The organism is Amycolatopsis nalaikhensis (assembly GCF_030264295.1).
In the GTDB taxonomy this organism is placed as follows: Bacteria; Actinomycetota; Actinomycetes; order Mycobacteriales; family Pseudonocardiaceae; genus Amycolatopsis; species Amycolatopsis nalaikhensis.
In genome coordinates, this window is record NZ_CP127173.1 from 2257217 (window position 1) to 2283652 (window position 26436).

At 69.2% G+C, this 26436-nt stretch carries 25 protein-coding genes, 1 pseudogene and 3 riboswitches; of the genes and pseudogenes, 15 read left to right on the forward strand and 11 right to left on the reverse strand.

What is annotated here, in order from left to right; translation table 11 throughout:
• The first annotated feature begins 70 nt into the window (after positions 1-70).
• The 3 genes from QP939_RS11055 (at position 71) to QP939_RS11065 (ending at position 3267) form a co-directional block, all read left to right on the forward strand.
• Entirely contained in the window at positions 71-1831 is a 1761-nt protein-coding gene (locus tag QP939_RS11055) for a hypothetical protein (protein ID WP_285456593.1), read from the forward strand.
• Between the two features lie 174 nt (positions 1832-2005).
• A complete protein-coding gene (locus tag QP939_RS11060; RefSeq protein ID WP_285456594.1) occupies positions 2006-2431 on the forward strand; it encodes a hypothetical protein in 426 nt (141 codons plus the stop codon).
• A gap of 191 nt (positions 2432-2622) precedes the next feature.
• The gene (locus QP939_RS11065) at positions 2623-3267 is read left to right on the forward strand and encodes a hypothetical protein (RefSeq protein ID WP_285456596.1); all 645 of its coding nucleotides are present in this window, start codon (positions 2623-2625) and stop codon (positions 3265-3267) included.
• Between the two features lie 70 nt (positions 3268-3337).
• Here the strand turns inward: QP939_RS11065 and QP939_RS11070 are convergent, their stop codons facing one another.
• Together QP939_RS11070 and QP939_RS11075 are read right to left on the reverse strand one after the other, a co-directional pair.
• Positions 3338-3943, reverse strand: a complete 606-nt coding sequence (locus tag QP939_RS11070; RefSeq protein WP_285456597.1) for a Clp protease N-terminal domain-containing protein — start codon at positions 3941-3943, stop codon at positions 3338-3340.
• 285 nt (positions 3944-4228) lie between these two features.
• On the reverse strand, positions 4229-4372 hold the full coding sequence (locus tag QP939_RS11075) for a hypothetical protein (RefSeq protein ID WP_285456599.1): 144 nt from the start codon (positions 4370-4372) through the stop codon (positions 4229-4231).
• Between the two features lie 72 nt (positions 4373-4444).
• Here QP939_RS11075 and QP939_RS11080 point away from each other — a divergent pair, with 72 nt between their 5' ends.
• Positions 4445-6388: a hypothetical protein gene (locus tag QP939_RS11080; RefSeq protein ID WP_285456601.1), complete on the forward strand. Its 1944-nt coding sequence runs from the start codon at positions 4445-4447 to the stop codon at positions 6386-6388.
• Positions 6389-6853: 465 nt separating this feature from the next.
• Complete coding sequence (locus QP939_RS11090; protein ID WP_285456602.1) at positions 6854-7420, forward strand: hypothetical protein; 567 nt, start codon at positions 6854-6856, stop codon at positions 7418-7420.
• A 56-nt stretch (positions 7421-7476) separates the two neighbouring features.
• Here the strand turns inward: QP939_RS11090 and QP939_RS11095 are convergent, their stop codons facing one another.
• The 7 genes from QP939_RS11095 to QP939_RS11125 form a co-directional block, all read right to left on the reverse strand.
• Positions 7477-8364: a nucleotidyl transferase AbiEii/AbiGii toxin family protein gene (locus QP939_RS11095; RefSeq protein ID WP_285456603.1), complete on the reverse strand. Its 888-nt coding sequence runs from the start codon at positions 8362-8364 to the stop codon at positions 7477-7479.
• A complete protein-coding gene (locus QP939_RS11100; protein WP_285456604.1) occupies positions 8312-9469 on the reverse strand; it encodes a type IV toxin-antitoxin system AbiEi family antitoxin domain-containing protein in 1158 nt (385 codons plus the stop codon). Before QP939_RS11100 ends, QP939_RS11095 begins: the two co-directional genes overlap by 53 nt.
• Before the next feature lie 821 nt (positions 9470-10290).
• Complete coding sequence (locus QP939_RS11105) at positions 10291-10548, reverse strand: hypothetical protein (RefSeq protein ID WP_285456605.1); 258 nt, start codon at positions 10546-10548, stop codon at positions 10291-10293.
• 224 nt (positions 10549-10772) lie between these two features.
• Positions 10773-11141, reverse strand: coding sequence for a fluoride efflux transporter CrcB (gene crcB, locus QP939_RS11110; RefSeq protein WP_285456606.1), 369 nt, complete (start codon positions 11139-11141; stop codon positions 10773-10775).
• Positions 11138-11479, reverse strand: a complete 342-nt coding sequence (locus QP939_RS11115; RefSeq protein ID WP_285456607.1) for a DUF190 domain-containing protein — start codon at positions 11477-11479, stop codon at positions 11138-11140. Before QP939_RS11115 ends, crcB (QP939_RS11110) begins: the two co-directional genes overlap by 4 nt.
• 1 nt (position 11480) lies before the next feature.
• Positions 11481-11975, reverse strand: a complete 495-nt coding sequence (crcB, locus tag QP939_RS11120; RefSeq protein ID WP_352250987.1) for a fluoride efflux transporter CrcB — start codon at positions 11973-11975, stop codon at positions 11481-11483.
• Between the two features lie 347 nt (positions 11976-12322).
• A complete protein-coding gene (locus QP939_RS11125; protein WP_285456608.1) occupies positions 12323-12691 on the reverse strand; it encodes a DUF190 domain-containing protein in 369 nt (122 codons plus the stop codon).
• 33 nt (positions 12692-12724) lie between these two features.
• Positions 12725-12802, reverse strand: a riboswitch (Fluoride riboswitch).
• 89 nt (positions 12803-12891) lie between these two features.
• Positions 12892-12958: riboswitch (Fluoride riboswitch) on the forward strand.
• Positions 12959-13093: 135 nt separating this feature from the next.
• Here QP939_RS11125 and QP939_RS11130 point away from each other — a divergent pair.
• The 10 genes and pseudogenes from QP939_RS11130 to QP939_RS11175 all read left to right on the forward strand — a co-directional run bounded on the left by QP939_RS11130 (position 13094) and on the right by QP939_RS11175 (position 23020).
• Positions 13094-14056, forward strand: coding sequence for a respiratory chain complex I subunit 1 family protein (locus QP939_RS11130; protein ID WP_285456609.1), 963 nt, complete (start codon positions 13094-13096; stop codon positions 14054-14056).
• Positions 14056-14745: a hydrogenase gene (locus QP939_RS11135; protein WP_285456610.1), complete on the forward strand. Its 690-nt coding sequence runs from the start codon at positions 14056-14058 to the stop codon at positions 14743-14745. The genes QP939_RS11130 and QP939_RS11135 overlap by 1 nt, the downstream gene beginning before the upstream one ends.
• Before the next feature lie 2 nt (positions 14746-14747).
• Complete coding sequence (locus QP939_RS11140; RefSeq protein WP_285456611.1) at positions 14748-16205, forward strand: proton-conducting transporter transmembrane domain-containing protein; 1458 nt, start codon at positions 14748-14750, stop codon at positions 16203-16205.
• Positions 16202-17665 (forward strand): hydrogenase large subunit, encoded by a 1464-nt coding sequence (locus QP939_RS11145; RefSeq protein ID WP_285456613.1) that lies wholly within the window; start codon positions 16202-16204, stop codon positions 17663-17665. Before QP939_RS11140 ends, QP939_RS11145 begins: the two co-directional genes overlap by 4 nt.
• Entirely contained in the window at positions 17666-18448 is a 783-nt protein-coding gene (locus QP939_RS11150; protein ID WP_285456614.1) for an NADH-quinone oxidoreductase subunit B family protein, read from the forward strand.
• A complete protein-coding gene (locus QP939_RS11155; protein ID WP_285456615.1) occupies positions 18445-20487 on the forward strand; it encodes a proton-conducting transporter transmembrane domain-containing protein in 2043 nt (680 codons plus the stop codon). Before QP939_RS11150 ends, QP939_RS11155 begins: the two co-directional genes overlap by 4 nt.
• A gap of 22 nt (positions 20488-20509) precedes the next feature.
• Positions 20510-20758 carry a B-box zinc finger protein gene (locus QP939_RS11160; protein ID WP_285456616.1) on the forward strand — a complete coding sequence of 83 codons (249 nt, stop codon included), beginning with the start codon at positions 20510-20512 and terminating at the stop codon, positions 20756-20758.
• A gap of 122 nt (positions 20759-20880) precedes the next feature.
• Entirely contained in the window at positions 20881-21252 is a 372-nt protein-coding gene (locus QP939_RS11165; protein ID WP_285456617.1) for a hypothetical protein, read from the forward strand.
• A 43-nt stretch (positions 21253-21295) separates the two neighbouring features.
• Positions 21296-22716 (forward strand): annotated as a pseudogene (gene glnA, locus QP939_RS11170) (type I glutamate--ammonia ligase).
• Positions 22717-22741: 25 nt separating this feature from the next.
• Positions 22742-23020 (forward strand): DUF3040 domain-containing protein, encoded by a 279-nt coding sequence (locus QP939_RS11175; protein WP_285456618.1) that lies wholly within the window; start codon positions 22742-22744, stop codon positions 23018-23020.
• 141 nt (positions 23021-23161) lie between these two features.
• Here the strand turns inward: QP939_RS11175 and QP939_RS11180 are convergent, their stop codons facing one another.
• On the reverse strand, positions 23162-24676 hold the full coding sequence (locus QP939_RS11180) for a MutS-related protein (protein ID WP_285456619.1): 1515 nt from the start codon (positions 24674-24676) through the stop codon (positions 23162-23164).
• A complete protein-coding gene (locus tag QP939_RS11185; RefSeq protein WP_285456620.1) occupies positions 24673-26202 on the reverse strand; it encodes a MutS-related protein in 1530 nt (509 codons plus the stop codon). The genes QP939_RS11180 and QP939_RS11185 overlap by 4 nt, the downstream gene beginning before the upstream one ends.
• Before the next feature lie 20 nt (positions 26203-26222).
• Positions 26223-26285: riboswitch (Fluoride riboswitch) on the reverse strand.
• Between the last annotated feature and the right edge of the window lie 151 nt (positions 26286-26436).

Here is a 26436-nt window from a genome sequence, read left to right on the forward strand (position 1 = left end):
CGCCAAGAGCTCACCGGCTTTCATAGCGGCAGCGATGTATGCGAGCAGGTCGACGCCTATGCTGGTGCGGATGAGGGGAAAGATCGTTTTCGACGTGTGCCTGAGGGTGACGAGTTCGGTGGAGTCCTTGCCGTGGATGGCCGGGACGGTGACACTGTTACGAATAGGCGCGGACGGCTTGGTCACCCAGGCCAAGACTGACGCCGCGAAGCGCGCGATGCTCGGTGCCGCCGAAGAGAGTGACCTGCTGATCGTGGCTTGGCCAGGTGAGTGGAGCCAGGATCTCTTCGTCGTCGACGACCTGCCGGCGGCCAGACTCGCTGTCGGTCTCCCACGCCGGAGGGTGGCTCCCGCCGTGACGGCGAACGAGCACCCTGAACCTTCCTTGGGTACCGGCTGGTCCTCCGCCGAGTCGCAAGGTCTGTGGGGACGCCTGGCCGCGTTGCCGGGGCTGCCGGAAGAAGGAAAGCGGCAACTCGTCGACAAAGCCGCTCAGTGGATATCCTCGCGGGGGATCAAGCCGCTGCTCGCTCGGACGGACCTCGACAACGAGACGCGGCAGAGACTGCTGGCCGGTGTGGAGTCGTGGGACGCCGCGGATCTCGTCGCTGCCGACTGCTGCACTGCCGCGGAGGCTCTCGAACTGCTGAACCGGTTTCCCGCCAAGGCAAGCGTTCTCGGAGCCGCGCTACAGCGGCCCGAGATCTCGCAGACAGCCATGCGCGAGGTCGCCACACTGTCCTACGACGACGCCGCGAAGCTTTGGTGGGATGCCAAGAACTGGCCCGCTCAGACGAAAACGCAACTCGCCGCGACCATCCTCGACGTGGTGCTCGGTTCGCAGCCGCCGGAACCCCCGTCCGAAGTCCCAGGCTGGCGGGATCGGCACACCCCGGAGATGCTGCTCAGAGACCTGATCGCCGAGCAGCCGTCCGATCGGCGCGAGGAACTGCTGTCCCACCCCGAACTGGGTTCACGGATCAGGCGCGCGTTTCTCGCCGCCGACGAACTCACCGACACCGAACTACTTCAGTGCCTGCCGGAATTGAAGACCGCGGAGGCCACTGATGTGCTCGCTTATCTGAAGCGGTTTCCACGACTCACGCAGCTCGCGCGAGACGAGGTGGGCGACGTGATCGCCGACATGATCGCCGGCGGATGGGATCCGGTGCGGATCGCCCACGCGGGCGAATGGGCCGACCTCGTCGTGGTCGCCCGCGCGACCACCCGTTCCGCGTGCGTCGATGCCTTGGTGACCGCCGCCGTAGACGCCCGACCACGACAGCAGGTCTCGCACTATCAGCTCGTCGACGCGATCGTGGCAAACCCCGCGGCATCGACCTCGCAGCTCCGTCGCCTGTTCGAGCACCTATCGGACGATCACCTCCGTGACATCGAGGAGTCACTGCCCGCCCGCAGCCGCGCACGTCGTCTGTGCGCAGAGGTGCTCACCGCTCGGCAATCGCGTACGGTCTCCGCAGCCCGGCCGGCGCCGACCACGGAAAACCTGCCGACGGACGAGGAACTCTCGGCGATGGCAGACCCGGTGGCGGCGCTTGCCGACCTCCTCCGCGATCGAGGCCGAGAGCGGGACGCAATCGTCGCTCACGCCCTCAGCTCCGCCCACATGACCGACGACCTCGCTTGGCGCATGCCTGTGCGCGAGCTCGAGCGCCATCCCGTGTACGGGCCGCGGCTCGCGGCGAAAGTCGCCGAAATCTGCGGTGATTCGCCCGACCGATGGCGGGCGTTCGCCGCAGCGTGGGGAACACAGACACAACTCCTCACCACGACCTTGTTCAAACGGATCGAAGCGGCGCGCGGCGACTAACCCATGAGCTTCCGACTTGTCCGGACTTCTCGACCTGAGGTGTCCGGACAATCAGAGAGTCATCCGAGGCCGACGAGTGGCAACGACGAGCCCATATCGACGTCCGTGCCAGACATGCCAGCCCGCACCATGCGCCCAGAACTGGCTGCTCCGAAAAGTACCTCCAGGAACCGAATGATCGCCCTCGACTACACGATAGCCGCCCAGCTGCAGGGTCTGCGGATCGAGTGGCTGGCCACCCCGGCACCGACGAACCGGTCAGGTGGCCGGGACCAACGCCGAGGTCGACCGTCGCGCCCGGCACCGGTCGAGCAGCCACCCGTCATCCCGGCAGGCGACGCATCACCGGATGAGGTCACCACCGGCATGTCGCCACACGACGCCACTCGCGCGCCCAACGGCCGGGTCTTCGCCGCCAACGAAAACGGCCGCAGCGTCGCGGTCACCCAGGACGGCAAGCTCGTCCACATCTTCAGCGACGTCACCCAGCCCGCCGGGCTGGCGGCGGTAGGCGTCGCACGACCACTTCGGCCAGGTCCGCAGGTTTCGGCACGGCCATGCCAGTCGCACTCCCCACCCATTGAGTCGACCGAAAAGTGACGCCTCACCACTCATATGTACCGTTAGTGTCCAACAGACTCACCCGATTGGGGTAGTTTGCCAGGGGCGGCGACCGTGATCGAAGCCAGGATGCGTAGGGAGGCGCCTCCGGGCACGAATTTGAGGGTTTCTCAGATTTCCTGCGCCGTCTGGTCGCGCCAAAAATGCCTTGGCGACAGGGAGAGGCAGGCATGAGAAACACGGTCCGAAGAGCGCTCGCTGTTATGGGCGCCTGTCTTCTACTGGGAATTTCCGGTACTGGGATCGCCCATGCGGGTTCGCAGCAGACCGTTGTCACCTACGAACTCAAACTCGACAAATCCAGCGTGGCTCAGCTTTCACAGATCAAGGCGGTCAACGCGAAAACCGGCCAGGTCGCCGCGCCGTTCACAACGCCGCCACTGGGTGGCTGCGACTTCAGTCAGGTCAGCGGAAACGTCAGCGCGTTGTACCAGGATCATGCTCTGGTCACTACGGAGGCGTCGTACAGCTCTTCCGTCATTTGCACGACCACTGCCCCTGGTCAAAACATGGACTACCTGTCCGACATCGCGAAACTCTTCGTCGACAGTGAAGAGCGAGCCGAAGGCAACTTGGCCCAGTGTGACTACCCGGCAGTCGATCCCTGCACCGCGATCGGATCGGTCGGTTACTACCCGTGCGCTGGAGATCTCAACTGCTCCGGCGCCTACCAGATTTACCATTACGTGGACTTGCCGCTCCCCGAGGGCTGGTATTGGCCGACGCCGGTGTCGGGCAACTGCGTGATCCTGGATCCGCGGGAGATCCAGTGCTACGCCTACTCGGAGAGGGCCGTGGTTCCACCTCTCAACTAGCGGTAATCAAGCATGACGAGGCGGAGTCGGCCGGTGCCGCAGAGTGGACCGGCTCCGTCTCGACATTTCGCTATTTGTCACGTCGGTCACGTCGAGGTGCTGCGATAGTGGAACTGATCCGAGCCAGGCTTTCCCTCCCAATAGTCGCCGAGGAATCATTGCCAGTTCCTGGCGATGAACTGAGGATTTCGATCGAGATTGCCTCTGCCGACTCGGCACGTTCGTACTCGGCCCGCTGTCCACGGTGATCGGCAATATTGCGCCGAATCCTCAACAATTCCACCTCTGATAGGCCCGCTTGAGTGAGCAACCGTCGCGTCGGTCCCCCGTCATCAGCGATGGCTGCGCGAAGGAGGTCGGCCGTCGTCGCGCACCCGTAGCCATCAGCGGCACTGATCCGGACGGCTTCCTCAAGCAAACTCAGTAAGTCCGACGACATCGGACGATGTCCTGCCGATTTCGCAACTGTCACGGGAGTTACTGTTCGGATAGCGTCGCGCACGACGTCGCTGTTGATGCCCGCCCCAGCCAGCTCAGAGCCAGCAGCGCTGTGACTGTCCATCGCCAAACCGATCAGGAGGTGGGCAGGGCTGATGCGCTCGGCCGACATGTCGGTCGCCTGCTTTGCTGCCTCGGCCAGCGCGCGGTGCGCAGCCGCCGAAAGTTTCTCCAACATCGGCATCTCCCCGCTTGCATGGACGGCTTCATAACAGGAAACCCTTCCCTGCCCTCTCAGCCTATCGTCTGCCACCGCACCTCAGGTGTGTCCAGTTGCCGCAGCGCCATCATCGTCTCCCGATTCGGGGCCGGTTGCCTCAAAGCCGTTGGCCTCGGCGGCCCGCTTGAGCACACTGTGCCGGGCTTCCATGCCGATCCCGGCCGGGTGCTGGATCGCGACCGCGGCGGCCCCCGGCCTGTAGCGGGCGCGGTGATCACTTCGGCCGGCACCGCGTTCCCGCGGTCACGCGGTAGCCTGCGCGCTGGCGATCTCGGCGACCCGCTGCGCGGCCGCACGCACGGCCTCGGCGACTTCCGCGGAGTTCAGCTCCCGCACGCCGCACGCCTCCTCCAGGGGACGCCACCGGAACCCAGCCCGGACAGACAACGGGAGCAAGCGACCTGCGGCTCGCCCTAAGCTGGCACCGGTCAGGTAACCCGTGGGTGGAGGGGTGAGGGCGTGCCGTACGCCGTGTGGCTGGAGATGACCGCACCGGAACCGATCACCGACGCGGCCGCCGCGGCGCAACTGCCGGGGCTGGTCGCCGACCTGCTGGGAGCGGGCTGGGAGGTACCCGCTGTCCCGTGGCTCGAGGACGAAGACGACCCTGCCGTTGCCGACGATGACGAACCCGGTGGTGCCGGCCTTCTCGATATGCGGGTGGTGGGCTATCGCGACGGCGCCGTGATCGGTCTCGCCGTCGACACCGACGTACTCGAGGTCGCCACGACCATCGGCGCCAGCCTCGGCCGCCACCTCGCCGACGCAGCACCCGCCCTCCTGGGCTGGACAACCGAATCCCTCCGCGCCGTCAAACTGACCGCACCGGACGCCGACGGTGACTGGCTACCGTCACTGCGCGACGACAGCCCGAGGTTCCCGGTCGCGGAACACCTACGCCACGACCTGCTCGAGATGGCCGCCCAGTTCCTGATCGCCGGCGCCATACGCGACCTGCACGACCCCACCGGCGAAAGCCGCCACACCCCCGAAGCAGTCGATGCCGCCGACCTCGTCGCCGGTGCCGTCACACAACACCCGTGGGGCCGTGAAGTCGGGGGTAGGCTCGGCACGCTGCTGATCGCCGTCGGCCGCCACGAGGCCACGTCCGGCGCCCGGCGGCCGTTGACCGGTCACGGTGGCGGGGATTCCGCCTTGGCGCAGCAGCTGCTGGAGGCGGTGCGCGCGGAGATCGACCATCCGGCCCTCGACTACGGCGACGACCGGATGCGCGGCCACGTCCTCGTCGAAGGCTTCATGGAACACCACGACCTGCAATGGAACCGCCGCACCGGCGACCTCGACGACGAGGCCGACGAACGGCGCAGCCGCGAGCAGCTGCGGGCACTGCTGTGGGCGGGACTGCGGGTCCTGGCGACCCTGACCCACGACCTCACCGACCAGGCCCCCTCGCCGTGGCTCTGGCTCGCCGACCTGGAATGCGACGACCTCAGCCCCGCCGTCGGCGTCCTCGCCGAACTCGACGACGAACGCCTCACCGTCGCCGCCGAAGACGATGACGAGGAGCTCGCCGCCGCAGCCGACGCGCACGTGCTCGTCCGCGCCGCGCTGCTGCATCCCGACCTGCTCGACGACGCGACCTCCGACGAAGTCGAGTCGGCCTTGTCCGACACCGAGGTCACTTCCGGGCCGCTGCATCACGTCGCCCACGACGCCCTGATCATCTTGGGCGCCGACGCCATCGCGACGGCATCCGGCACAACGAAGCAGAACAAGGCCGCGGACCTCCTGCTGCCCCCGCTGCGGGCCATCGAAGCACTCCGCGTGGACGATGACGATGTTGACGGTGACCCGTACAACGATCTCCACCACGCTCTCGAACAACTACTGCCCAGATCGGGCGGCACCAGCCGCCGGCTCCGGCTGGCCCGTGAGCTCCTGCTATTGATCACGGCGGCCGCGGCGGCCACCCCCGACACACCGGCCCGGGTCGCCCGCGAACTGTTCCTCGACCCCGCCACCACAGCCTGCGTCCTGCTATCCACCGACGACGACAACCGGGCCATACGGCGCCTGCGCACCTACATCCTCACCGCCGCAGCCGCCCTCGACCCCACCATCGCCGGAAGCTTCGCCGCCGACCTACCCGCCCTGCGCAGCACCGACCCCCGCGACGAACCCGCCCTCCGCAACGAAATCACCACCTGGTGGAACCGCACCCTCCAGGTCCTGCGGCGCCAGCCCGAACTCCTCGGCCAACAGCCACATTGCCCAGATCCAGGAGGAGCGTTACTCAAATCCGCGACAACAGACGGCGACGTCCCGTCCGGAACCCTCGACGACCTGCCTACAGCCCACGCCGCCGTGGCCGTCGCCCAAGCCATCTCGGCAATCAGCCTCGCACTCGAAGCTCCCGAGCTTCCCGTTGAAATCTTCCGGTGACCCTGCCAGGCCATCAACCCGACCGGGCGCGGAAGACGGCCATCTGCTGGTACTGGCGGTAGTTGGGGCGGCACTGCTCCTGCGCCGTCGGCAGCCACGCTCAAGCGCGGTTCGCAGGATTCGGCGGTCACGGCCCCTCAGAGTCGGCCCGTCCCTCGACCCGGCGGAAACTACGCCGGCACCGGATCAAGCACACGATCCCCGAACGGCGTGACCAGATCGCCGCGCGCACGGCCAAGGGCTCGGCCAGCCACTGGCCTTCGACACGGGGATCTACCAGTAGCGCAACACAATGGAGCGGGGGTTCAACCGGATGAAGCAGCGACGTGGGGTGTCTCCGACCATGACACGCAGGTGCGACGAAACGGGGTACGAGGAAATGTCGATGTCTGCTGTCACACTCGGCTCCATGAACAACAGGTTCGCTCCGGAGACTCGTGACAGCCGGTCGCCAGTGGCCAGCTCATGACCGGCGATGGGCAGAGCGCGGCGGAGATCGCCGCCAGCCGCGGAGAGGGAACGGCCACGGAATTCGTCTGCGCCTGGGTGGACGTCGTCCTCAATCACCGTGACTGGGCACTGGCGATGGGAGCGTCGACACCGGAGCTGAGGCTGGCCACTGCCCAGCACTTCATCGTCCAGGCGCAACACCTCAAGGCACTCGATATCCCCGATACGATCCGGGATGAGCTCGCAGCCGAGCTCGCAGCGATCGACACCAGCCACGCGCTCTGGAACGCCTACGCCACGGCCAGCCTCGACAGCTTCGACGACGTCCGCGGAAAGCATCTGGCGCACAGCACGCGGCCGCGGCCCATCGACATCGAGCACGAAGGTGTACTGCTGATCGAGTACGACACCAGCTCGGTCACGCCGATGACCGTGGACGGCCAAGAGCTGAAGCAGGTGCGCACAGAAGAGCCGCCCGAGCTGCAGTGGCCGCTGGTCGCCCGCCGCGTCTCGGGCCTCTGGTTGCTGGCCAGCTTCCGGGGGGAACTTCCCCGGCCCGGCTGGCCGCCGTTTCTCGGCTGACCTGTGGTACCGCTGGGTTCACGCCGAGGCGTGTCGGGCGCGCGGAGGCCACCTGGTCAGCGCCAGATCCGCTCATTCGGGCGCCATGAGCCGGGCGGAGGCGTCAGTTGCATCAGAGGGGTGAGAAAGGCATCGGCGAACGCCTCCACCCCGCCCAGGGTCCGCATTTCTTGAGGCAGATCCAGGGCCTTCTGCGCGGCTTCCCGGTAGAGGCCCGCCCAGGCCCGGTTCGGCACTCGAAAGGTGCCGGGCAGGTCCACGACCATGTGCCTAGCACGGCGGCGTTCGACTTCGTCAGCCAGGATGCGGTGCATCCGCGCGCCCTCGATATCGGTCTTCAGCGCAATGAGCACCAGATCGACGAGGTCTTTTGCCCGAGTGGAGGAAGTTCGGCGGACTTGATGTAGCTCGTACATCGCGCAGATCTTCTCCGCGACGTGGTCTTCCACCGGAAATACCCGGGTTTGCGGCCACGGCCCGCAGTCGGTCGGGAAGGCCGGCTCGAGCGCGGTGGTGGTGACGGTGCCGCGGGGGTGGTGACCGGCCACGACGATGTCGACGTTGACCTCGTAGCCCAGTGGCGCCTCCTCGAACATCGTCATGAAGGTGACCTTGCGGGTCGGGCGCTCGACGTGGGTTTGGTCGAAGGTTCTGCGGTGGGCGAACCAGATTTCGTCGTCCAGCCGCAGCGCGGCCGCGGCGATCAGCTCGTCGACCGCAGTGTCGGTGGTGTCCTGGTTGCCGAGCAGGTCGATGTCCGTGGAGTAGCGAGCGCTCGGCCAGCGTACGAGCAGCGCCTGACCGCCCTTGAGCATCCAGGTGCCGTGATCGGCGTGGAAGACGCGGGCGATCAGCCGCCGGTAGAAGTGCAGCTGCAGCAGCTCACCGTGACTACGGTTCGTCTTCTTCGCCGCGTTCCGCGCCTTGCCCTTCTGGGAGTCCAAGTAGCTTCTCGGGGTGCGCGGACGCTGCGGGGCTGGCATGTGCCTCATCGTCGCCTATCGTGCTCGCCTCGTTCGCACTGGCACCGATCTGCTTGCGGCGGTCACCGGCGTCGCGGTCCTTCAGCATCTGGGCGACGGCAGGCAGCAGGTCCGGCGGCAATCCGTTCACCAGAGTCGCGATCGGCGTGCCCGTGTCGCTCAGCAGCCGCGCGATGGGCCCGATTTTGTCGCTGACGGCTGACATGATGGATGTCACCTGGGCAAGCATGGCCAGCAGATCCGGGGATAGGCCGGAGACGATGGTGTTCGGCGGCACGATCCCGGCATCCGCGACGAGCTTCGCGACCCGCGCAGTCGAGGACATCGCGATCTCGGGATGTGCGGCCAGCAAGGCGCTCAACGCCGCGCCCGGGTCGGCGGAGGCCGGTGCGGGCCGGCGAGCGAGTTCGGCGGTGCTCGTGCCGATCTCGGCGAGCAGGTGCTCCAGCAGCGCCGCGCCGTCTCCCGGCCGGCGGACCCCGTAGCGCAGCGCGTAGGAGCCGATGCGCTCGGCGAGAACGTCGAGACCGACCTGGTTGACCAGGACAGCCTGACGGATGATCGTGGCGATGTGACTGCCGTCGATGTGCTGGTCAAGCAGGTCACAGACCGTGCGTAGCGGTGTGGTGACCGGCAGTCCGTCGATCACCATGACGTCGTCGTCAGCGAGTTCGGCGCGCTTGAACCACAAGTCCGGGTCGCGGCTCGTGCGCCGCCGGGGCGTGGTGAAGCAGATCCGGTCGTCGACCAGCTCTCCCAGCCCGTGGAGCCCAGCCGCGGACTGGTGGGACAGCACGCCACCGTTGGGGTCCAGCGGTGGCCGGGCCCAGGCTTGTACCGCCGGGTTCAGCGCCAGCCACGCTGCTTGTGCCTCCCTCGCTGGGGTGACGGTGGCACTCGTGGCCGCGTACACGCCGTGCCGGACCCGGTCGAGGTACCCGGCAGTCTCAAGACGGTGCAGCGTGGAGGCGTCCACGCCGAGGCTCTTTGCCTGGCGGGACGTCACCATGCCCCACTGGTCCGCGGTGTAGGCGCCGAGCAGCTCGAACGCTGGCCCCATCTCCATACAGCAAAGTATACGCCATCTCGCAGCGTTTATCGCGCCTTGAGCGCCAACAACGACGGACACTTGTGCGACAAACGCTGCGATCAAGCCCGGCTTGGCAGGCATGAGAGTGCGTACCGCAATCACCTGGCGCCAGAATAACGCTCTCGCGCGGCGGGCAGGTCACTCTCGTTGGAGAGCGGTCCGGAGGTCGCGAGACGCTTCGCCGCAGCGCTGGCGCCCGTAGGACGGGATAACAGCGCCCGCGTGCAGGAAGGGCTCCCCCGCCCGAAGTCGCTTCGACCTTGCCGGCACCCGGCACCCGCCGGCAAGGGAGGGCCGGACGTACGCCATGACCACGGCCCCGGCAGTGCCCCTCCCCGGCACGCATCGGCCGACGCCCCTCAGCGGCCATCGAGGACGTCAGCTGTCGTCGCCACGGTCGGCCAACGCCCGGGTCAGCACGTCACATGCCGCACTGATCCTGGCTGCCACCTGCTGGGCATCTGCACCGTCAACGAAACCCACAACCGGCCGTCCGGCGCCGCCGTGATAGTCATCACAACGCGGCCGGCTACCGGCGCAGCATGCCTCTCACGTCCCTCGCCCGGTCCGAGTATCGAGTCGGTCGCCATTTCTTCCCAATCACCCCGCCCGCGCACCCACAGGCTTCTTCCCGACGCGCGGTCACCCAGCCGGGCCAATCCCTGCGTTCGCACCCCGAAGCTGGGCCAATTCCCCTGGCACGAGGATGGCCGAGCCGGATCCTATTGATCTTTCGAAAGGGCGCACGTGGATTCGCGACCGCGCCGAGCACCGCACTCAAGCTTCCCCGCTGCCTGTTACTGATCGTCACCGGCTGTGCCGCCTCCGCTTATGCAGGTCGCCTTGTCGGTTCCGGCTGAATACTGACCCCCTGGTTCCGCCGTTGTTGGGTACCCGTAGTCGCCGCCGGACAGTACCCGCAGCCCGCGCTTGCGCAGCTCCGGGTACGGCCGTTCCATCGCTTCCAGCGACTTGGCCGACCCCATCTTCCCGGCCATCGCGGCGTCGATGCCGAACTCCGCGCCCGCGTGGACGTTCGCCCCCTGCGAGACCACCAGGCTGCCCGGTCTTCCCGGATTATGGTGGGAGCCGGGCAGGCTCCTCGCGCGCGCTGGACACATCCTTCGTGATCGTGGCCCTGTTACACGTTCACGCAGTCCGACCGGGCCCCCGCGGCCACCGGTCGTCCGCAGGCCGAACCGCGTCAGTGATCCCGGCCGCGCCGAAGAGACGACCTGCCCGGTGATCAGGTCTCGGTACCGGCTGCGTCGAGCCGGGGTCAGCCCACGAGTGCGTGAACGGTGGTGGAGCCGAGCAAGGTGGCGCCGAGGCCGGCGACGACGCTGGTGATCACGTTCATGGCGGCGTAGAAGTAGGTTTTCTGCTCGACCAGCCGGAGGGTTTCGTAGCTGAAGGTGCTGTATGTGGTGAGGGCGCCGCAGAACCCGGTACCGATCAGCGCGAGCAGCGGTGCGGGCACGGCGAGGCCCGCGCCGGCGAGGCCGCCGAGGACGAGGCAGCCGGCGAGGTTGACGCTGAAGGTGCCCCAGGGGAAGAGGCTGTCGTGGCGGTTCTGGACGGTCCGGTCGGTGAGGTAGCGCAGCGGGGCGCCGATCATGGCGCCGACGAACACGAGGGCGAGCGTCATGACTGGGTTTTTCCTTCGTAGCGGAGTACTTCGACCTCGTCGATCAGGACGGTGCCTTCGCCGACGAGCTCTTCGAGCTCGGGCAGGAACGCTCGGACGCGGTCTTCGGCGTCGATGATGATCACCACGATGGGCAGGCCTTCGGTGAGGCTGAGGATCCGGGTGGTGTGGATCGCCGAGGAACTGCCGTAGCCTTCGCAGCCGCGCAGCACGGTGGCGCCAGCGAGTCCGGCTTCGCGGGCGCGTTCGACGATCTCGTGGTGCAGCGGCTTGTGGTGCCAGGTGTCGTCCTCGCCGAGGAAGATCGACAGGCGCAGAGCGTGTCCGGTCAGCTGCATGTCAAGCCACCTTCTCCGGGTCACGAACGGAGCCGGTCACCGTCCGGGTGAGCCAGACGCCCGCGATGACCGCGAGCATCGCGCAGATCAGGGTGCCGACGAGGTAGCCGAAGGCAAGACCGACGGTGCCGGGTTGCAGCAGGCCGCGGGTTTCCAGCGCGTAGGTGGAGAAGGTGGTGAAGCCGCCGAGGAATCCGACGCCCAGGAACGGGCGCACGAGGCGGTGCGCGGACCAGACTTCGGTGATCAGCACCATCAGGACGCCGATGAGGAAGCAGCCCGCGACGTTGGTCACGAACGTGCCCCACGGGAACCGGCCGGGCTGGGTCGGGAGCAGTTGTGCGAGGCCGTAGCGGGCGATCGCTCCGACACCTCCGCCGAGGGAGATGACCGCGAGGACCGGACCGTGCGAGCGGACCAGCTCGCGGCGCTGAGCCGGCGTCCGCAGATCGACGTCCGGGTCGATCGGTTCGGCCACCTTGATCTCGCTGCTCACACACGCCTCCTACTTGAACCCACGACGATTCTGGTCAAGTAGGGACTGTTGGCGGTGGCGACACCACGGTTCTTCCGGAGATTCCCGGAGCGGCGAGCCCCACCGCCGCATCGATTCACCATAGCCGAGGCGCTGGTCGGGACCCGGCAGGCTGTGCGCAGGTTCACTCGCGATCGTCACCGCCGCGTCGCGGACGTCGCGGCGTTTGCCCTGGCGGGTGCGGGGATCGGCCCGGCGGAGACTGCGGAGCCCGCGCTCGTCGCGCGGCTACGCCGCGGCGTGGATGGTGCTCTCCCCGCTTGCGACGAGCGCTTTGCGGACCCGCCGGGCCGGCGGCCGGCGAGGAGTCAGCTCGAGGTGGACCACCAGTGGGCGTGCTTGCGCTCGGGCTGGGTGTAGTGGATGGTCTCGACCTCGTCGAGGGCGACCAGGCCGCTGAGGTCGAGTTCGTCCAGTTGCGGCAGGAATCCGCGGATGCGCTCCTCGGCGTCGGCGATGATGATCAGCAGCGGCAGGTCCTCCGACAGCCGGAACAGGTGCGTGGTGTGGATCCGCGAGGCCGCGCCGTAGCCTTCGACGCCGCGGATCACCGTGGCGCCGGCCAGGCCGGCCTTGTGGGCGCGGTGCACGATCTCGGCGTACAGCGGCTTGTGGTGCCAATGATCGCTCTCACCGATGAAGATCGACAACCGGAGTGCCCGCCCGGAACTCTTCACTGGGTCCTCCTGGTCACGGGGTCGTGGCAACGTGTGAGACCAGGAACCATCAGCCTCGTGGCGAGGCGGTTCGGGCCGGCGGCCCCGGCGGGATCCATCACCACGTCCAGTACATCCGCCGCCCCGTGGCGGGGTCAAGCACCGATAGGGTGTCGCGCCCGCCAGGGGGTTGCACAACGACCGTGGAAGCTCCACACTGGGTGATCACAGGCGATGGGGCTCGCCTTAACCGCGGACGTTCGGTCCGCTGATGGCCTCTACCGCACCACCTTCGTGTTCGCACGCTGGCAGGCCGGTAGAGGAGGTCCCGCTCGTGAGCGTCGCACCGGACGAGGACTCCGCAGTCCCCGGTCATCATCCTGCTGTACATGCCGTCCGACATGGTCGGATGGCGGTGCCGTCATGACCGCGCTCGTGCCGATTCCCGTCGTGCAGCTGCTGCAGGTGCTGACCGTCCTGGTCGCGGCACCGGGGATCTCCGGCGTGATCGCCCGGATCGAGGCGCGGCTGCAGGGCCGGCGCGGACCACGGGTCCTGCAGCCCTACTGCGACCTGGGCAAGCTGTTCCGGAAGGAGACCCTCGCGCCGCAGGGGGCGACATGGGTGTTCCTGGCCGCACCGCTGGGGGCGATGGCCTGCTACCTGACCGTGCCGCTGCTGATCCCGGTCCTGACGACCTTTCCCCTGCCGCTGGGCTATATGGGCGACATCGTCGGCGGCGGGTTCGTGCTGGCGCTGGCGAGCTTCCTGATCGCGGTCGCGGCGGCGGAAACCGGGTCGCCGTACGCGCAGATGGGGGCCAGCCGGACGAAGACGTTCGGCGCGATCACTGAGCCGGTCGTGCTGTTCGTCGTGTTCACCGTCGCGCTGGTCACCGGCACCGACCTGCCCTACGCGCTGGCGGAGACGGTCCGCTCGTCCGCGGAGCAGATTGTGCGGCCCGCGCACCTGCTCGCCGCGGCCGCGCTGCTGCTGGTGATCCTGTCCGAGACCGGCCGGATCCCCGTGGAGACCCACACCGGCACGAACGAGTTCGGCATGATCGAGGAAGCCCGCTCGTTCGAGCACTCCGGCCCCTATCTGGCGATGCTGCGCTGGGGTTCGGCGATGAAGCAGCTGATCCTGTTCACCATCCTGCTCAACGTCTTCATCGCCCCGTGGGGCCTCGCGCCGAGCGCCGGGGTCGGCGCAGTCGGGCTGGCGATCCTGGCCCTGCTGGGGAAATGCGTGCTGCTGGGCGTCGTGATCGCCGTGATCGACAACTCGTTCGCGAAGCTGCGCCTGTTCAAGATCACCGAGTTCGTCGCGGCGGCGTTCCTGCTCGCGGTGCTGGCCGTGTTCACCCTCTACTTCGGAGGCGGCTGATGATCGCCCTCGCGCAATCGCCCGCGGTCGCTCCTCCCGGCGTCTACGCCGGCGTCGCCAACGGGCTCGCGGTCCTGGTGCTGCTGACGGAGTTCGCGATGCTGCGCACGGCGTTGCTGCGCGCGCAGGTCCGCGTCTACGCGGCACAGTCGTTGCTGGTCTCGGTGCTCGCCGTCGTCGTTGCGATCGGCCGCGACGTGCCTGAGCTGTACGTGCTGGCGGCGTTGTCGTTGGCGTTGAAGGTGATCGTGGTGCCCTGGCTGGTGCTGCGGATGCTGCGGACCGCCGGTAGCGAGATCGCCGGGAGCGGGTCGCTCGGCGTGGCCAGCGAAGTCCTGCTCGCGGTCGGCGTGGCCGCGTTCGGGTTCTTCGCCACCGGCCGGTTCCACGTCACCAGCCCGGCGCTGCCCGAGACCGCGCTCGCGCTGTCGATCGCGGTGATCCTGGTGGCGTTCGTGCTGATGATCGTCCGCCGGGACGTGGTGTCCCAGGCCATCGGGTTCTTCTCCCTGGAAAACGGGGTGTCCCTGGCCAGCCTCGTCGTGGCCGCCGGGATGCCGTTGATCCTCGAGGTGGCGTTCCTGTTCGACCTGCTGGTCGCGGTCGTGGTGTTCGGGGTGCTGATGAAGGTCCACCACCAGCGGTCGGAGTCGCTCTCGACCAGCCACCTGACCAGGTTGCGGGGGTAACGATGCCGGTCGTGCTGGTTCTGCTGACCACCATGCCGCTGGTCCCCGCGTTGGCCGCGTTCGCCGGACGGACCCGGGTCACCGGCGGGCTGAGCGTGCTCACCGGCATCACCAGCCTGGCCCTGGCGATCTCCCTGGTGCCGGCGGTGGTGCACGGGCCGGCCCGGTTCGGATTCCTGCGCGCGGACGCGGTGTCGGTGGTGTTCCTGCTCGCCACCACGTTCCTGTACGCGGCGGCCGCGGTCTACTCCATCGGCTACCTCGGGTCCGAAAAGGACACAGTCGGAGCCGGCCGGTACGCGCTGCGGTTCTACCTCGGGTTGAACCTGTTCGCCTGGTCGATGATGTGCGCCCCGCTGATGGACGGGCTCGCGCTGCTGTGGATCGCGGTCGAGATCACCACCGTCGTCTCGGCCCTGCTGGTGGCCCTGGACAACACCGACCGCGCCGCCGAAGCGGCCTGGAAGTACGTGCTGCTCGCCTCGGCGGGGCTCGGGATCGGGCTGCTGGCCACGATCGTCATGTACTACGCGGGCTCCACTGTGCTCGGTGGGTCCTACGACCTGGCGTTCGCGCCGCTGCTGGCCACCGGTGCGGCGCTGCCGCACACCGCGGTGCAGCTGGCGTACGTCCTCGCGGTGGTCGGCTTCGGCACGAAGGTGGGGCTGTTCCCGGTGCACACCTGGCTGCCGGACGCGCATTCCGAGGCGCCGACGCCGGTGTCGGCAATGCTGTCCGGTTCGCTGCTGGCGGTGAGCTTCTACGCCCTGCTGCGCTACTACCAGGTCGCCGCCGCGACCCTCGGGCCGAGCTTCCCGCGCACCGTGCTGCTGGTCTTCGGCGTGCTGTCGCTGCTGCTGGCGGCGCTGTACCTGCTGGAGCAGCGGGACCTCAAACGGCTCTTGGCATACTCCAGCGTCGAGCACATGGGCATCCTCGCGATCGGCATCGGGCTCGGCGCGCCGCCGGCGATCGCCGGGGTCCTGCTGCACGTGATCGCCCACGCCGCCGCGAAAGGCAACGCGTTCTTCGGCGCCGGGGTGTTGGTGCGCAAGTACGGCACGAAAGACGTCGCCACCATCCGCTCCGGTCTGACCACCCTGCCGTGGACGGCACCGCTGTTCCTGCTGGCAATCCTTGCCTTGTCGGCGATGCCGCCGTTCGGGCTGTTCCGCAGCGAGTTCCAGATCGTCGCCGGCGGCCTCGGCGCGGCGCACAACACCGTCACCGTCGTGCTCGTGGTGCTGGTGACCATCGCGTTCCTCGGCTTGTCGGTGGCCACCACGCGGATGCTGTTCGTTCCCGGCGCCGACGCCCCGGTCCGCGGCGAACCGAGCGGGTGGATGGTCGCGCCGATGCTGGCCGGGTTCGCCGTGCTGCTCGTCCTGGGCATCCACCCGCCCGCCGATTTCGCCAACCTCCTTGCCCGCGGAGTCACCGAGCTGGGAGGTGGCACATGAGCCTCTGGGCGCGGCTGCTCACCCGCTGGGACACCGGCGCGCGGTTCGCCGGCCTGGCCGGTGACGGCGACATCACCGAGGGGATCACCCTGCACGTCCTGCTCGCCGAGCAAGGCGGCATCGACACCCTGGACGTGACCCTGCCCCCGGGCACCACGCGATACCCGTGCCTGACTGCGGACGTCCCGGGCGCGTTCTGGTACGAACGCAAGCTGCACGACCTGTTCGGGCTGATCCCCGACGGTCACCCCCGCCTCGACTCGCTCGTGCTGCCGCATCCCGACGACGGCGAGCCGCTGCCCAGCCCCGGCGCGAGCTTCCACCCCAGCCACGTCGAACCCGACGAGCGAGCCTTGCACAGGCACGTGATGGGCACCGGCATGTTCAGCATCCCGCACGGCCCCGTGCGCTCCGGGGTGTTCGAGTCGGTCGAGTACGTCGTGGAATCACCCGGCGAGGACATCCCGCACGTCAACGTGCGGCCCCACTTCAAGCACCGCGGCCTCGAAGTCCGCTTCGAGGGCATGCACCCCGAGCAGGGCGTGCTGCTGGCCGAGCGGGTCGAAGGGATCGCCTCGGTCGCCCACGCGCTCGCGTTCTGCCACGCCGTCGAAGAACTCGCCGGGGCGCAGCCGCCGCTGTCGGCGCAGCTGGTCCGGGTGCTGCACGCGGAGCTGGAGCGGGTCGCGAACCATCTTGACGTCGCCCTCAAGCTCGCCGACGCGGCCGGTCTCGCGGTGGCGGTGGCGCGGTTCGGCCGGCACAAGGAGTGCGTGCTGCGGCTGGTGTCCGCCCTGTGCGGCAACCGGTTCGGCCGTGGCGTGGTCGTTCCCGGGGGAGTGCGCGCGTTACCGCTGCTGGCGGCCGGGGAGATCCGCGTCCGGCTCGAGACGCTCGGCCATGCCATCACCGCCGACGCGGCCGCGCTGATGCAGACGGCGTCGTTCCTGGACCGGCTGCGCGACACGGGGCCGCTGGCAGAGGACTTCGCGAGCGCCTGGGGTCTGCTCGGGCCCGTCGGGCGGGCGTCCGGCAGCACGGACGACGCCCGCTGGCAGCGCCCCTACGACGCCTATCCGAAACTGAGCAGGCAGCCTGACCGCCGGTACGCCGACGGGGACGCGATGGCGCGGCTGCGGGTGCGCTGGGACGAGGTCGCCGAGTCGTTCGACCTGCTGCGCCAAGTCCTCGACCTGCTCGCCGACACCGGCGACGACGTGCCCCGCGTGCCGGTCGAGCCGGGGACCGGGCAGAGCGTCGGGTGGGCCGAAGCACCCCAAGGCGAGGTGCTCTACCTGATCCGCACCGACGCCGCCGGCAGACTGCGCCGCTGCGCGCCGCGTTCGGCGTCGTTCCACAACCTTGCGGCGTTCTCGCACACGTTCCACGGCGACATCCTCACCGACTTTCCCTTCATCGAAGCCAGTTTCGGACTGTCGATCGCCGGGGTGGTGATGTAGATGCCCTGGGTGTTCCGCGGCCTGCGCGACGGAGTCGTCACCACCGGCTACCCGCGCCGTCCCGACGACTACGCCGAGACCGGCGTCCGCTCCCTCGCCCAGCCCCGGCAGGGCGCACGATGGGAGCCCGGGCTCGACGCGCTGTGCCCGACCGGCGCGATCAGCGAAGAGCACGGCGCGCCGCGGCTGGACCAGGGCCGCTGCATCGGCTGCGGCGCCTGCGTGGCGGCACGGCCCGACACGTTCACCTGGCAGACCGCCGGCGCCACTGCCCGGCTCACGCGGCGGGCGCTGGTCGTGCCTGAGCTGCCCGAGACCGACGGGGAACTACGCGCCCTCCGCCACCGGCTTTCGCTGCGCACCAAGGCGCTGCGCCGGTCCGTCCACATCAGACACGTCGACGCCGGATCAGACGGGTCCGAGGAATGGGAGGTCCTGGCGCTGCTGAACCCGGTCTACGACGTGCACCGGCTGGGGATCTTCTTCACCGCCAGCCCGCGCCACGCCGACATCCTCCTGGTGACCGGCGTCGGAACCCACGGGATGGCGGCCCCGCTGGCCCGCACTCTGCAGGCCCTGCCGCGGCCGCTGGTGGTGATCGCCGCGGGCACCGACGCGATCAGCGGCGGGCTGGTCTGCCCGTCCTACGCCGGCGCGGGCGGGATCGGCGAACAGGTGCCGGTGGACGTGTGGGTTCCCGGCTCGCCGCCCAGCCCGTTCAGCCTGCTGCACGCGATCCTGCTGGCCACCGGCCGGCTGCCCGGGACGGAGCGAGCGCCATGACCGACGTCCTGCTGACCGCGCTCGGGCTGCTGGGCATCGCGTTGCTGAGCGATCTCGTGCTCGGGGTCCGCCACACCTGGGCCCGGCCGGTGCCGTATCTGCTCGGCACTGCCGCGTCGGTGCTGCTCACCGTCGCCGGAAGTGCGGGCCTGGCCGGGACGCCGATCCGGGTGAGCCTGGACGCGTTCCTCGGCTTCGGCGCGGCCCACCTCACCGTCGACCGGCTCTCGGCGCTGTTCCTCGTGGCCAGCTTCGGGGTCGCGATTCCGGTGTCGCTGGCCTGCGCGGCGTGGGCCGTCCGGCCGCGCCGCGTCACGGCCCGCGGGCTCGGCTGCGCCTACGCCCTGACGCTGGCCTCGGTCGCGGTCGTGGTCACCGCCGATCACGTGTTCGTGTTCCTGTTCGCCTGGGAGTCGCTGACCGTCGCGTTCTACCTGCTGACCGCGCACCGCCGCGACGATCGCCGCCGCACGCCGGCGATCATCACCGTGGTGATGGGCAAGATCAGTGGCGCCGCGCTGCTGATCGGGTTCCTGCTGCCGGCCGCCCAGACCGGGAGCTTCGCCCTGCCCGGGTTCGCGGCGCTGCCGCACACCGGTGTGCGCGACGCGGCCTACGCGCTGCTCGTGCTCGGGTTCGCCGTCAAGGTCGGGCTTGTCCCGGTGCACGTGTGGATGCCCCGGGGCTACCGGGCCGCCCCCGGGCCGCTGCGCGCGATCATGGCCGGGGTCGCGGTCAACGTCGGCTTCTACGGCCTCTGGCGCACCCTGGACCTGCTGCACCAGCCACCCCCCTGGTTGGCCGTCGTGGTGCTGCTGCTCGGCGGCGCGACCGCGCTGCTGGGCATCGCCCACGCCAGCGTGCAGACCGACCTGACCGAGGTGGTGGCCTACTCCAGTGTCGAGAACGCCGGCCTGATCACCGTCGGCTACGCCGTCGCGCTGGTCGGCGCCGCGACCGGCATGACGTCGCTGGTCGCGGTCGGATTGCTGGCGGCCACCCTGCAACTGATCGCGCACGCCCTCGCCAAGTCGCTGCTGTTCACCGCGACCGCGGGCATCGAGGACGCCACCGGCACCACCGAGCTTGACGAGCTGCGCGGGGTCGGACATCGGCTGAGGTTCTCCGGCACCGGGCTCGCGGTGGGGGCGCTCACCCTCGCCGGTCTCCCGCTCACCGCGGGATTCGTGTCCGAATGGTTCCTGCTGGAATCGCTGATGCAGCAGTTCCGCCTCGGCGCGCTCGGCTACACCCTGCCGCTGGCGGTCACCGGGGCCCTGGTCGCGCTGACCGCCGGGTTCGCCGCTGTCGCGTTCGTGCGCATCGTCGGACTCACCGTGCTCGGCCCGCGCGGCGCGCACGAAGAAGAGCTCGCGCGGGACATCGGTCTGCCCGGGAAGGCCGCGATCGTCGTCCTCGGCGCCGGCTGTCTCGTCGTCGCGGCCGTGGCACCTCTGGAGGTCCGGTTCCTCGCCGCCGGTCTCCAGGACGTGGTCCCGCGGGCGGTGACCGCTTCGGCGGTGAAGGAGCCGTGGGTCCTGCAACCGGTGTATCCGGGGTTCTCGATCCTGTCGCCGTCCTGGCTGGCGGTCATGCTGCCGTTGCTGTTCGGCGCCGCCACCCTGCTGTGCTTCGCCTTCGCCCGCCACCGCATGTTCGCCGTGCGCCGCGTGCCCGCGTGGCGGTCGGCCACCGGCGGCGTGGCCGGGGAAAACCAGTACAAACCCTTCGCCTTCACCAACCCCACCCGCAAGGTGCTGGCCAACATCCTGCTCACCCGCGCCGAGCTGCGCACCGTCGAGCGGCAGACCGGTGGCCGGGACGACGACCCGCGACGCGACGCCGCGGGCGCCCACCTCGGCTACACCTCCGACGTCGTCGAGGCCGTCGAGCGGTTCCTCTACCGGCCGCTGCTGCGCCCGCTGGGCAGCCTCGTGCGGACGGCGAAACGGCTGCAGAACGGGCGGCTGGACGCCTACGTCGGCTACATGCTCATCGCCTTCCTCACCGTCCTCGCCCTCGTGCTGATCCTCACCTGACCTACGAACGAAGGAGAAACCGATGCTGTGCTTCGAATGCGCCGTACCCGCCGTAGCGGTCTGCACCACCTGCGGCGCGGCGGTCTGCCGCGGCTGCGTCCGCGTCGGCGTCCACCCGGTCGAGCACCATGCCGTCTTCTCCTCCGCCGACGCCGCGACGACCGAAACCCGGCAGCTCGCCTGCCCCGGCTGCGCGGCCGCGCTGGCCACCCGCCACGCCGGGGGTTACCGGTTCGCCGCTCTGCCCGAAGCTGTTCCCGACATGCAGTAAGCTGCGCCACAGTGCATCTGCGCCCGGCGGTGGGGCTCGCCGGACCCGAACCGCGGCCACGGCCGACAACAGTCCCTACCTGATCCGATGATCCCTGCGATCACACAGGTAGGAGCACGCGGGTGGCGACTCTGGTCATGCTTCTCGGCGGTCTGCTGGGCCTCACGCTGCGCAGCACCATCGATCCCGTCCGGCCCGCCGAGCGGCCGGCGCCGCGCTGGTGGCCGATCGCCGCCGGCGTCGGCGGCGGCTTCCTCCTGGGCGGCCTCACCGGCGCGGTCCTCATCGGTGTCCACCCCGACAGCCCGCTGTTCACCGCCGGCATCGGCTTGTCCGCCGCCCTGCTGACCTACTGCGTGTTCGGCAGCGCCACCACCAGCCTCGTCCGCCAAGGCATGGCCCGGCACACGCTCATACCCGCCCTCACCCATGTCGTGTCCGGATTCGGTGCCGCCACCGCCGGCGTCGCCCTCGGCGCCGTCCTGGTGTCCTGAACCCCGGGGCACCACCACCGATCGAGCAAAGGAGCCAGGTGAGATGTTCACCACCGCCGACGAGATCCTGGGCTTCATCGCCGAGCAGGACGTCGAGGTGATCGACGTCCAGTTCTGCGACCTGCCCGGCGTGATGCAGCACTTCACCATGCCCGCCGCCTCCTTCGACGCCGGCGCCTTCGACGACGGTCTCGCGTTCGACGGGTCGTCGGTGCGCGGGTTCCAGTCCATTCACGAGTCGGACATGCTGCTGCTGCCCGACCCGGCCACCGCCCGCGTCGCCCCGTTCCGCACCCACAAGACCCTCGCCCTGAACTGTTTCGTGCACGACCCGGTCACCCGCGAGGCCTACAGCCGCGATCCCCGCAACATCGCCCGCAAGGCCGAGCAGTACATCACCGAATCGGGCATCGCCGACCGGGCCTACTTCGGCCCGGAGGCGGAGTTCTACATCTTCGACTCGGTCCGCTTCGACTCCGCCGAGAACGGCGCGTTCCACGAAGTCGACTCGATCGAGGGCTGGTGGAACACCGGCGCCGACGAACCCGGCGGGAACCAGGGTTACAAGACTCCCTACAAGGCCGGCTACTTCCCGGTCCCGCCGCGCGACCACTTCGCCGACCTGCGCGACGACATCGTGCGCAACCCGGTGTCGGCATCGACGTCGAGAAGGCCCACCACGAGGTCGGCAGCGGCGGCCAGGCCGAGGTCAACTACACGTTCAACACCCTGCTACACGCCGCCGACGACCTGCAGCTGTTCAAGTACATCGTCAAGAACACCGCCTGGGCCGCCGGGAAAACCGCCACCTTCATGCCCAAACCCCTCTTCGGCGACAACGGCTCCGGCATGCACTGCCACCAGTCCCTCTGGGACGGCAACGGACCCCTGTTCTACGACGAGACCGGCTACGGCGGGCTGTCCGACACCGGACGCCACTACGTCGGCGGCATCCTGCACCACGCCCCCAGCCTGCTGGCCTTCACCAACCCCACCGTCAACTCCTACCACCGCCTCGTCCCCGGCTACGAAGCCCCGGTCAACCTGGTGTACTCCCAGCGCAACCGGTCCGCCTGCGTCCGCATCCCGATCACGGGCAGCAACCCGAAGGCCAAACGCATCGAGTTCCGCTGCCCCGACTCCTCGGGCAACCCCTACCTCGCCTTCGCCGCGATGCTGATGGCCGGGCTCGACGGTATCCGCAACAAGATCGAACCCGCCGCCCCGATCGACAAGGACCTCTACGAGCTGCCCGCGGAGGAAGCCCGCGACGTCGCGCAGGTGCCCGCGTCCCTCGATGCGGTCATCGACCGGCTCGAGGCCGACCACGAGTTCCTCCTCCAGGGCGGGGTCTTCACCCCGGACGTGATCGACACCTGGGTCGACTTCAAACGCGAACACGAGATCGACCCGTTGCGGGTCCGGCCGCACCCCTACGAATTCGCGTTGTACTACGACGTATAGCGACAACCGGCACGGGCGGTGCGCGATGGCCCTGCACGACTACGAACAACGCAAGCTGGACGAAATCGACCGGCAGCTCACCGCCGAAGCACCGCGGCTCGCCCGCCGCTTCGCCGAGTTCCGCCACGTCCCAGCCTCAGCGCTGGTCGCCGGGGTCGCGGGCCTGGTCATCCTGCTGTCCACCGGCCTGGTGATCATGGTGGTGGGCGTGCAGCTGGGCCGGCCCGGCCCGATCATCCTGGGCGCGCTGATCACCGCGGTCGTGCCCGCCGCGATCGGCTGGTATCTCCGGCGCTACCGCTGACCAGCGCACCCCACCGATGTCTCGCCCGGGCAGGTCGCCGCCCGTGCCACCCGCACCACCGCGGGGCGGTGTCCGCCGGTGGATCCGCTCCGGCACCCGTTCGGACACCGCGGATCTTCCCCCGCCCTCGCTCATCGTGGATCACCCGCCTTCGCCGCGCGGGCCCGCCGCGGCGAAGATCCGGCGGCAGGAGTCTTCGCCGTAGCTGGTCGGCAGTGGTTCTGCGGCGCCGAGGCGGAAGGTGCGGACCCCGTCGGGGCCGCGCTCGGCGCGGAGGAACAGCGTGTCGTCGCGCCGGTCGCGGTAGCAGCTGTGCGCGAGGTCGTAGAGGTGGGTGACGAAGAGGATCCGCATCCCGGACTCGGTCAGGGCGCGCACGACCTGACGGGCGATCTCGGCGCCTTCCCGTTCGTTGGTCGAAGCGAAGGATTCGTTGCACAGCAACAGCGAGCCCGGGGTGATCGTGTCGGCGATGTCGCTCATCCGGGCGAGTTCCTCCGCCAGCTTGCCCCGGGTCATGCTGGTGTCCTCCTCGCGTTTGAAATGCGTGAACACCCCGGCGCACACACTGGCGCGCAACGACTCGGCGCACCCGAACATCCCGCTCTGCAGCATCAGCTGCGCCACTCCCGCGCTACGCAGGAAGGTCGACTTGCCGCCCTGGTTCGCGCCGGTGATCATGACCAGGTCACGGCCGTCGGCGTCGACGTCGTTGCCGACGGTGCGCCGGCCCAGGCGCAGCGACAGGCAAGGGTCGTAGAGCCCGCGCGCCGACAGCACGCGCGCATCGGCCGGGTGCGGGTCGGGCAGGCAGACCGGCTCGCCATGGGCGGTGAGACGTTCGTGCAGGTTCAGGCACCCCAGGAGAAACCCGAGCTCGGCCCGCAGCACCCGGAAGAAGCTCTGGACGTGGTCGGTGGCCTGAGCCAGCGCGTTCGCCACGACGTTGACGCCGCGGTCGGCCAGGTCGCCCAGTGCACGGAATCCGGCTTCGTCGCGCGGCGGGATCCGGACGATGTACCCGGCGCTGCCGCGGCCGGTGACCCGTTCCCACCAGGTGCGTCGCGGCGTGCGGTGCAGGACGTAGCGGGTGCCCTTGTTGCCCGTGCCGAGCTCGGCGCTCATCAGGACCCCGTCGGGAAGCCGGAGGGTCCTGAGGTGCTCGTCGATGGTGGCGAAGTAGTCGCCGTCGAGTTCGTCGCCGAGCATGCCGAAGAAGCGGGTGAAGCCTTCCGACCGGAAGTCCGCGGCGTGCTCTTCGGCGAGCCGCCGCAGCTGGTGGAGGTTCTCGACCAGGAATTCCAGCATCTGCACGGCGCGGCGGAGGATGTGCTCCGGGGCGTCGCGCAACAGGATGCCCAGCCACACTTTCCGCCCCGTCTGCAGGGCGTCGATCGCGATGGCGTACATCCGGCGGACGACGGCGGGCTGGGCGAGGCAGTCGGCGAGGACGCGCTGGCGGTAGACGATCGCGTCGGGATCGGTCAGGCCGGCGAGCAGGACCTTGCGGGCGACGTCGCGGAGCAACTCGTCGCCGGCGGCCATCGCGTCGAGCAGCGTGTCCAGGTCGAGGTCGGCGATGAGATTTCGTTCGTTCGGTGGTGGCGGCGCGTCGAGGTCGACATCGGTGCCGCGGTGCAGGAGGAAGACCTTCATCGGTGGATGCGCCTCCTCAGCGACTCATACGACAGGCCGTACTTGTTCGCGAGCGCCGCGGCGTAGGCCAGGCCGTCCGCGGGGCGGCGGGTGAGCCGGTAGGTCCGCCCGGCCGGGTCGTGGGGGTCGACGGACCCGACCAAGCTCACGCACGCCTCGTCCAGGGATGCCAGCTCGTCGACGAAGGTCACGTACACCGCGATCGCGCCGATGCCGGCGATCCGCCGCACCACGTGCGTGCCGATGAACAACGCGTCGTGCAGCGTGGTCGAGGCGAAACTCTCGTTCATCACGATGACACTGCGTTCGGTCGCCCGCGTCAGGATGTCGTGGATCCGCACCAGTTCGTCGTCGAGTTTGCCCCGCAGCGTCGCGAGGTTCTCCTCCCGTTCGAAATGGCTGAACACCCGGTCGGGCAGGAACAACCGGGCGCGGCGGGCCGGGACCGGCAGGCCGAGCGCGGCCAGGTGGACCAGCTGGCCGACCATCCGCGCGAACGTCGTCTTCCCACCCTGGTTCGGGCCGGTGACCACGAGGATCCGCTCCGGACTCGTCAGGCGGAAGCCGTTGCGCACCACTGTGGCGCCGTCGGTGTGCAGCTTCGCGGCCAAGGCCAGATCGAACGCGTCGTCGGCGCCGAATTCGGCAGGGTCAGCCGTCACGTCCGGCCGGCAGAAGTCCAACCCGGCCGCGGTGAGCCGGCGCACGTGGGCCAGGAAGGCGAGATAGAACTGGACTTCGCGGTCGAACCGGCCGATCACCGGGTCGAGGTAGTCCCGGTGGCGGACGGTGTAGCCGGCGAGGGCGCGGAAGGTGCCGGGGTACAGCCGTGCGACCTGGTCAAGCACCTGGGCTTCGACGTGGTTCATCCCCGCGCGATCGGGGAAGGTGAGCAGGTAGGCCTTGACCCCGCCCTGCTGGAACCGGGCGAACGTCTTCTCGACGTCGGTGCTGTAGTCGCGGTCGCCCTCGTAGCGGCTCACCGTGATCCGCGGGCCCCGGACGTGCAGCCGGTACTTGACCTCGGCCAGCCGCTCCCGCAGCGCCCGGGTCTCGGCGACCAGCGTCCGGTACGCGGCGGAGGCGAGGTAGCCGCCGAGGTGGTCCCGCAACCCCCGCAGGCCGCGCGAAGCGGGTTCGGCCTGCGCCAGCCGCTCGTGCAGGGCCGCGACGGCATCGCAGTACCCGCCGACCGCGTCGAGGAACCATCGTTGTCGCTGGCGTGGGTAGCGGGAGCCATCCCCGGCCTTGAGCCGCTCACGCATCCGCCGCAGCTGCCGGGTGAACTCTTCGATCGGGTCGCGGATCGGGTCCTGCCCGAGATCACCCAGGACCTCGTGCCGGTAGGAGACCGTGGCGACGTCGTGGAGCGGGGTGTAGTACAGCGGCGCGAGGTCGTACTCCTCGCGACCGGCCAGGACGGCGTTCACGACCTGGTCGAGGTTCAGATCGCCGAAGTAGTCCGGCTCGCCGCCGCCGACATCGACGCCGGGCCGGTCGAACAGGATGCTTTGAAAGGGCAGCACCAGCTCACCTGCTTCCACCACGAGGGGTAGAAGCCATCAGCCGAGGGTCGGCGGTTGAGGCGAGCTTCATCGCCTTCATCCAGGATACCGCGCCGGGGCGCCACCGCAGGCCGATCGCGCCACGGGCGGCGGCGTGGCACAATCGCGGGAAGGTGATGGGGCTCACCTCAAGCGCGGAGACACCGCTGACGGTCCCTGGCGACGACGTCAGGGAGTGATGTCGCATGCAGCACC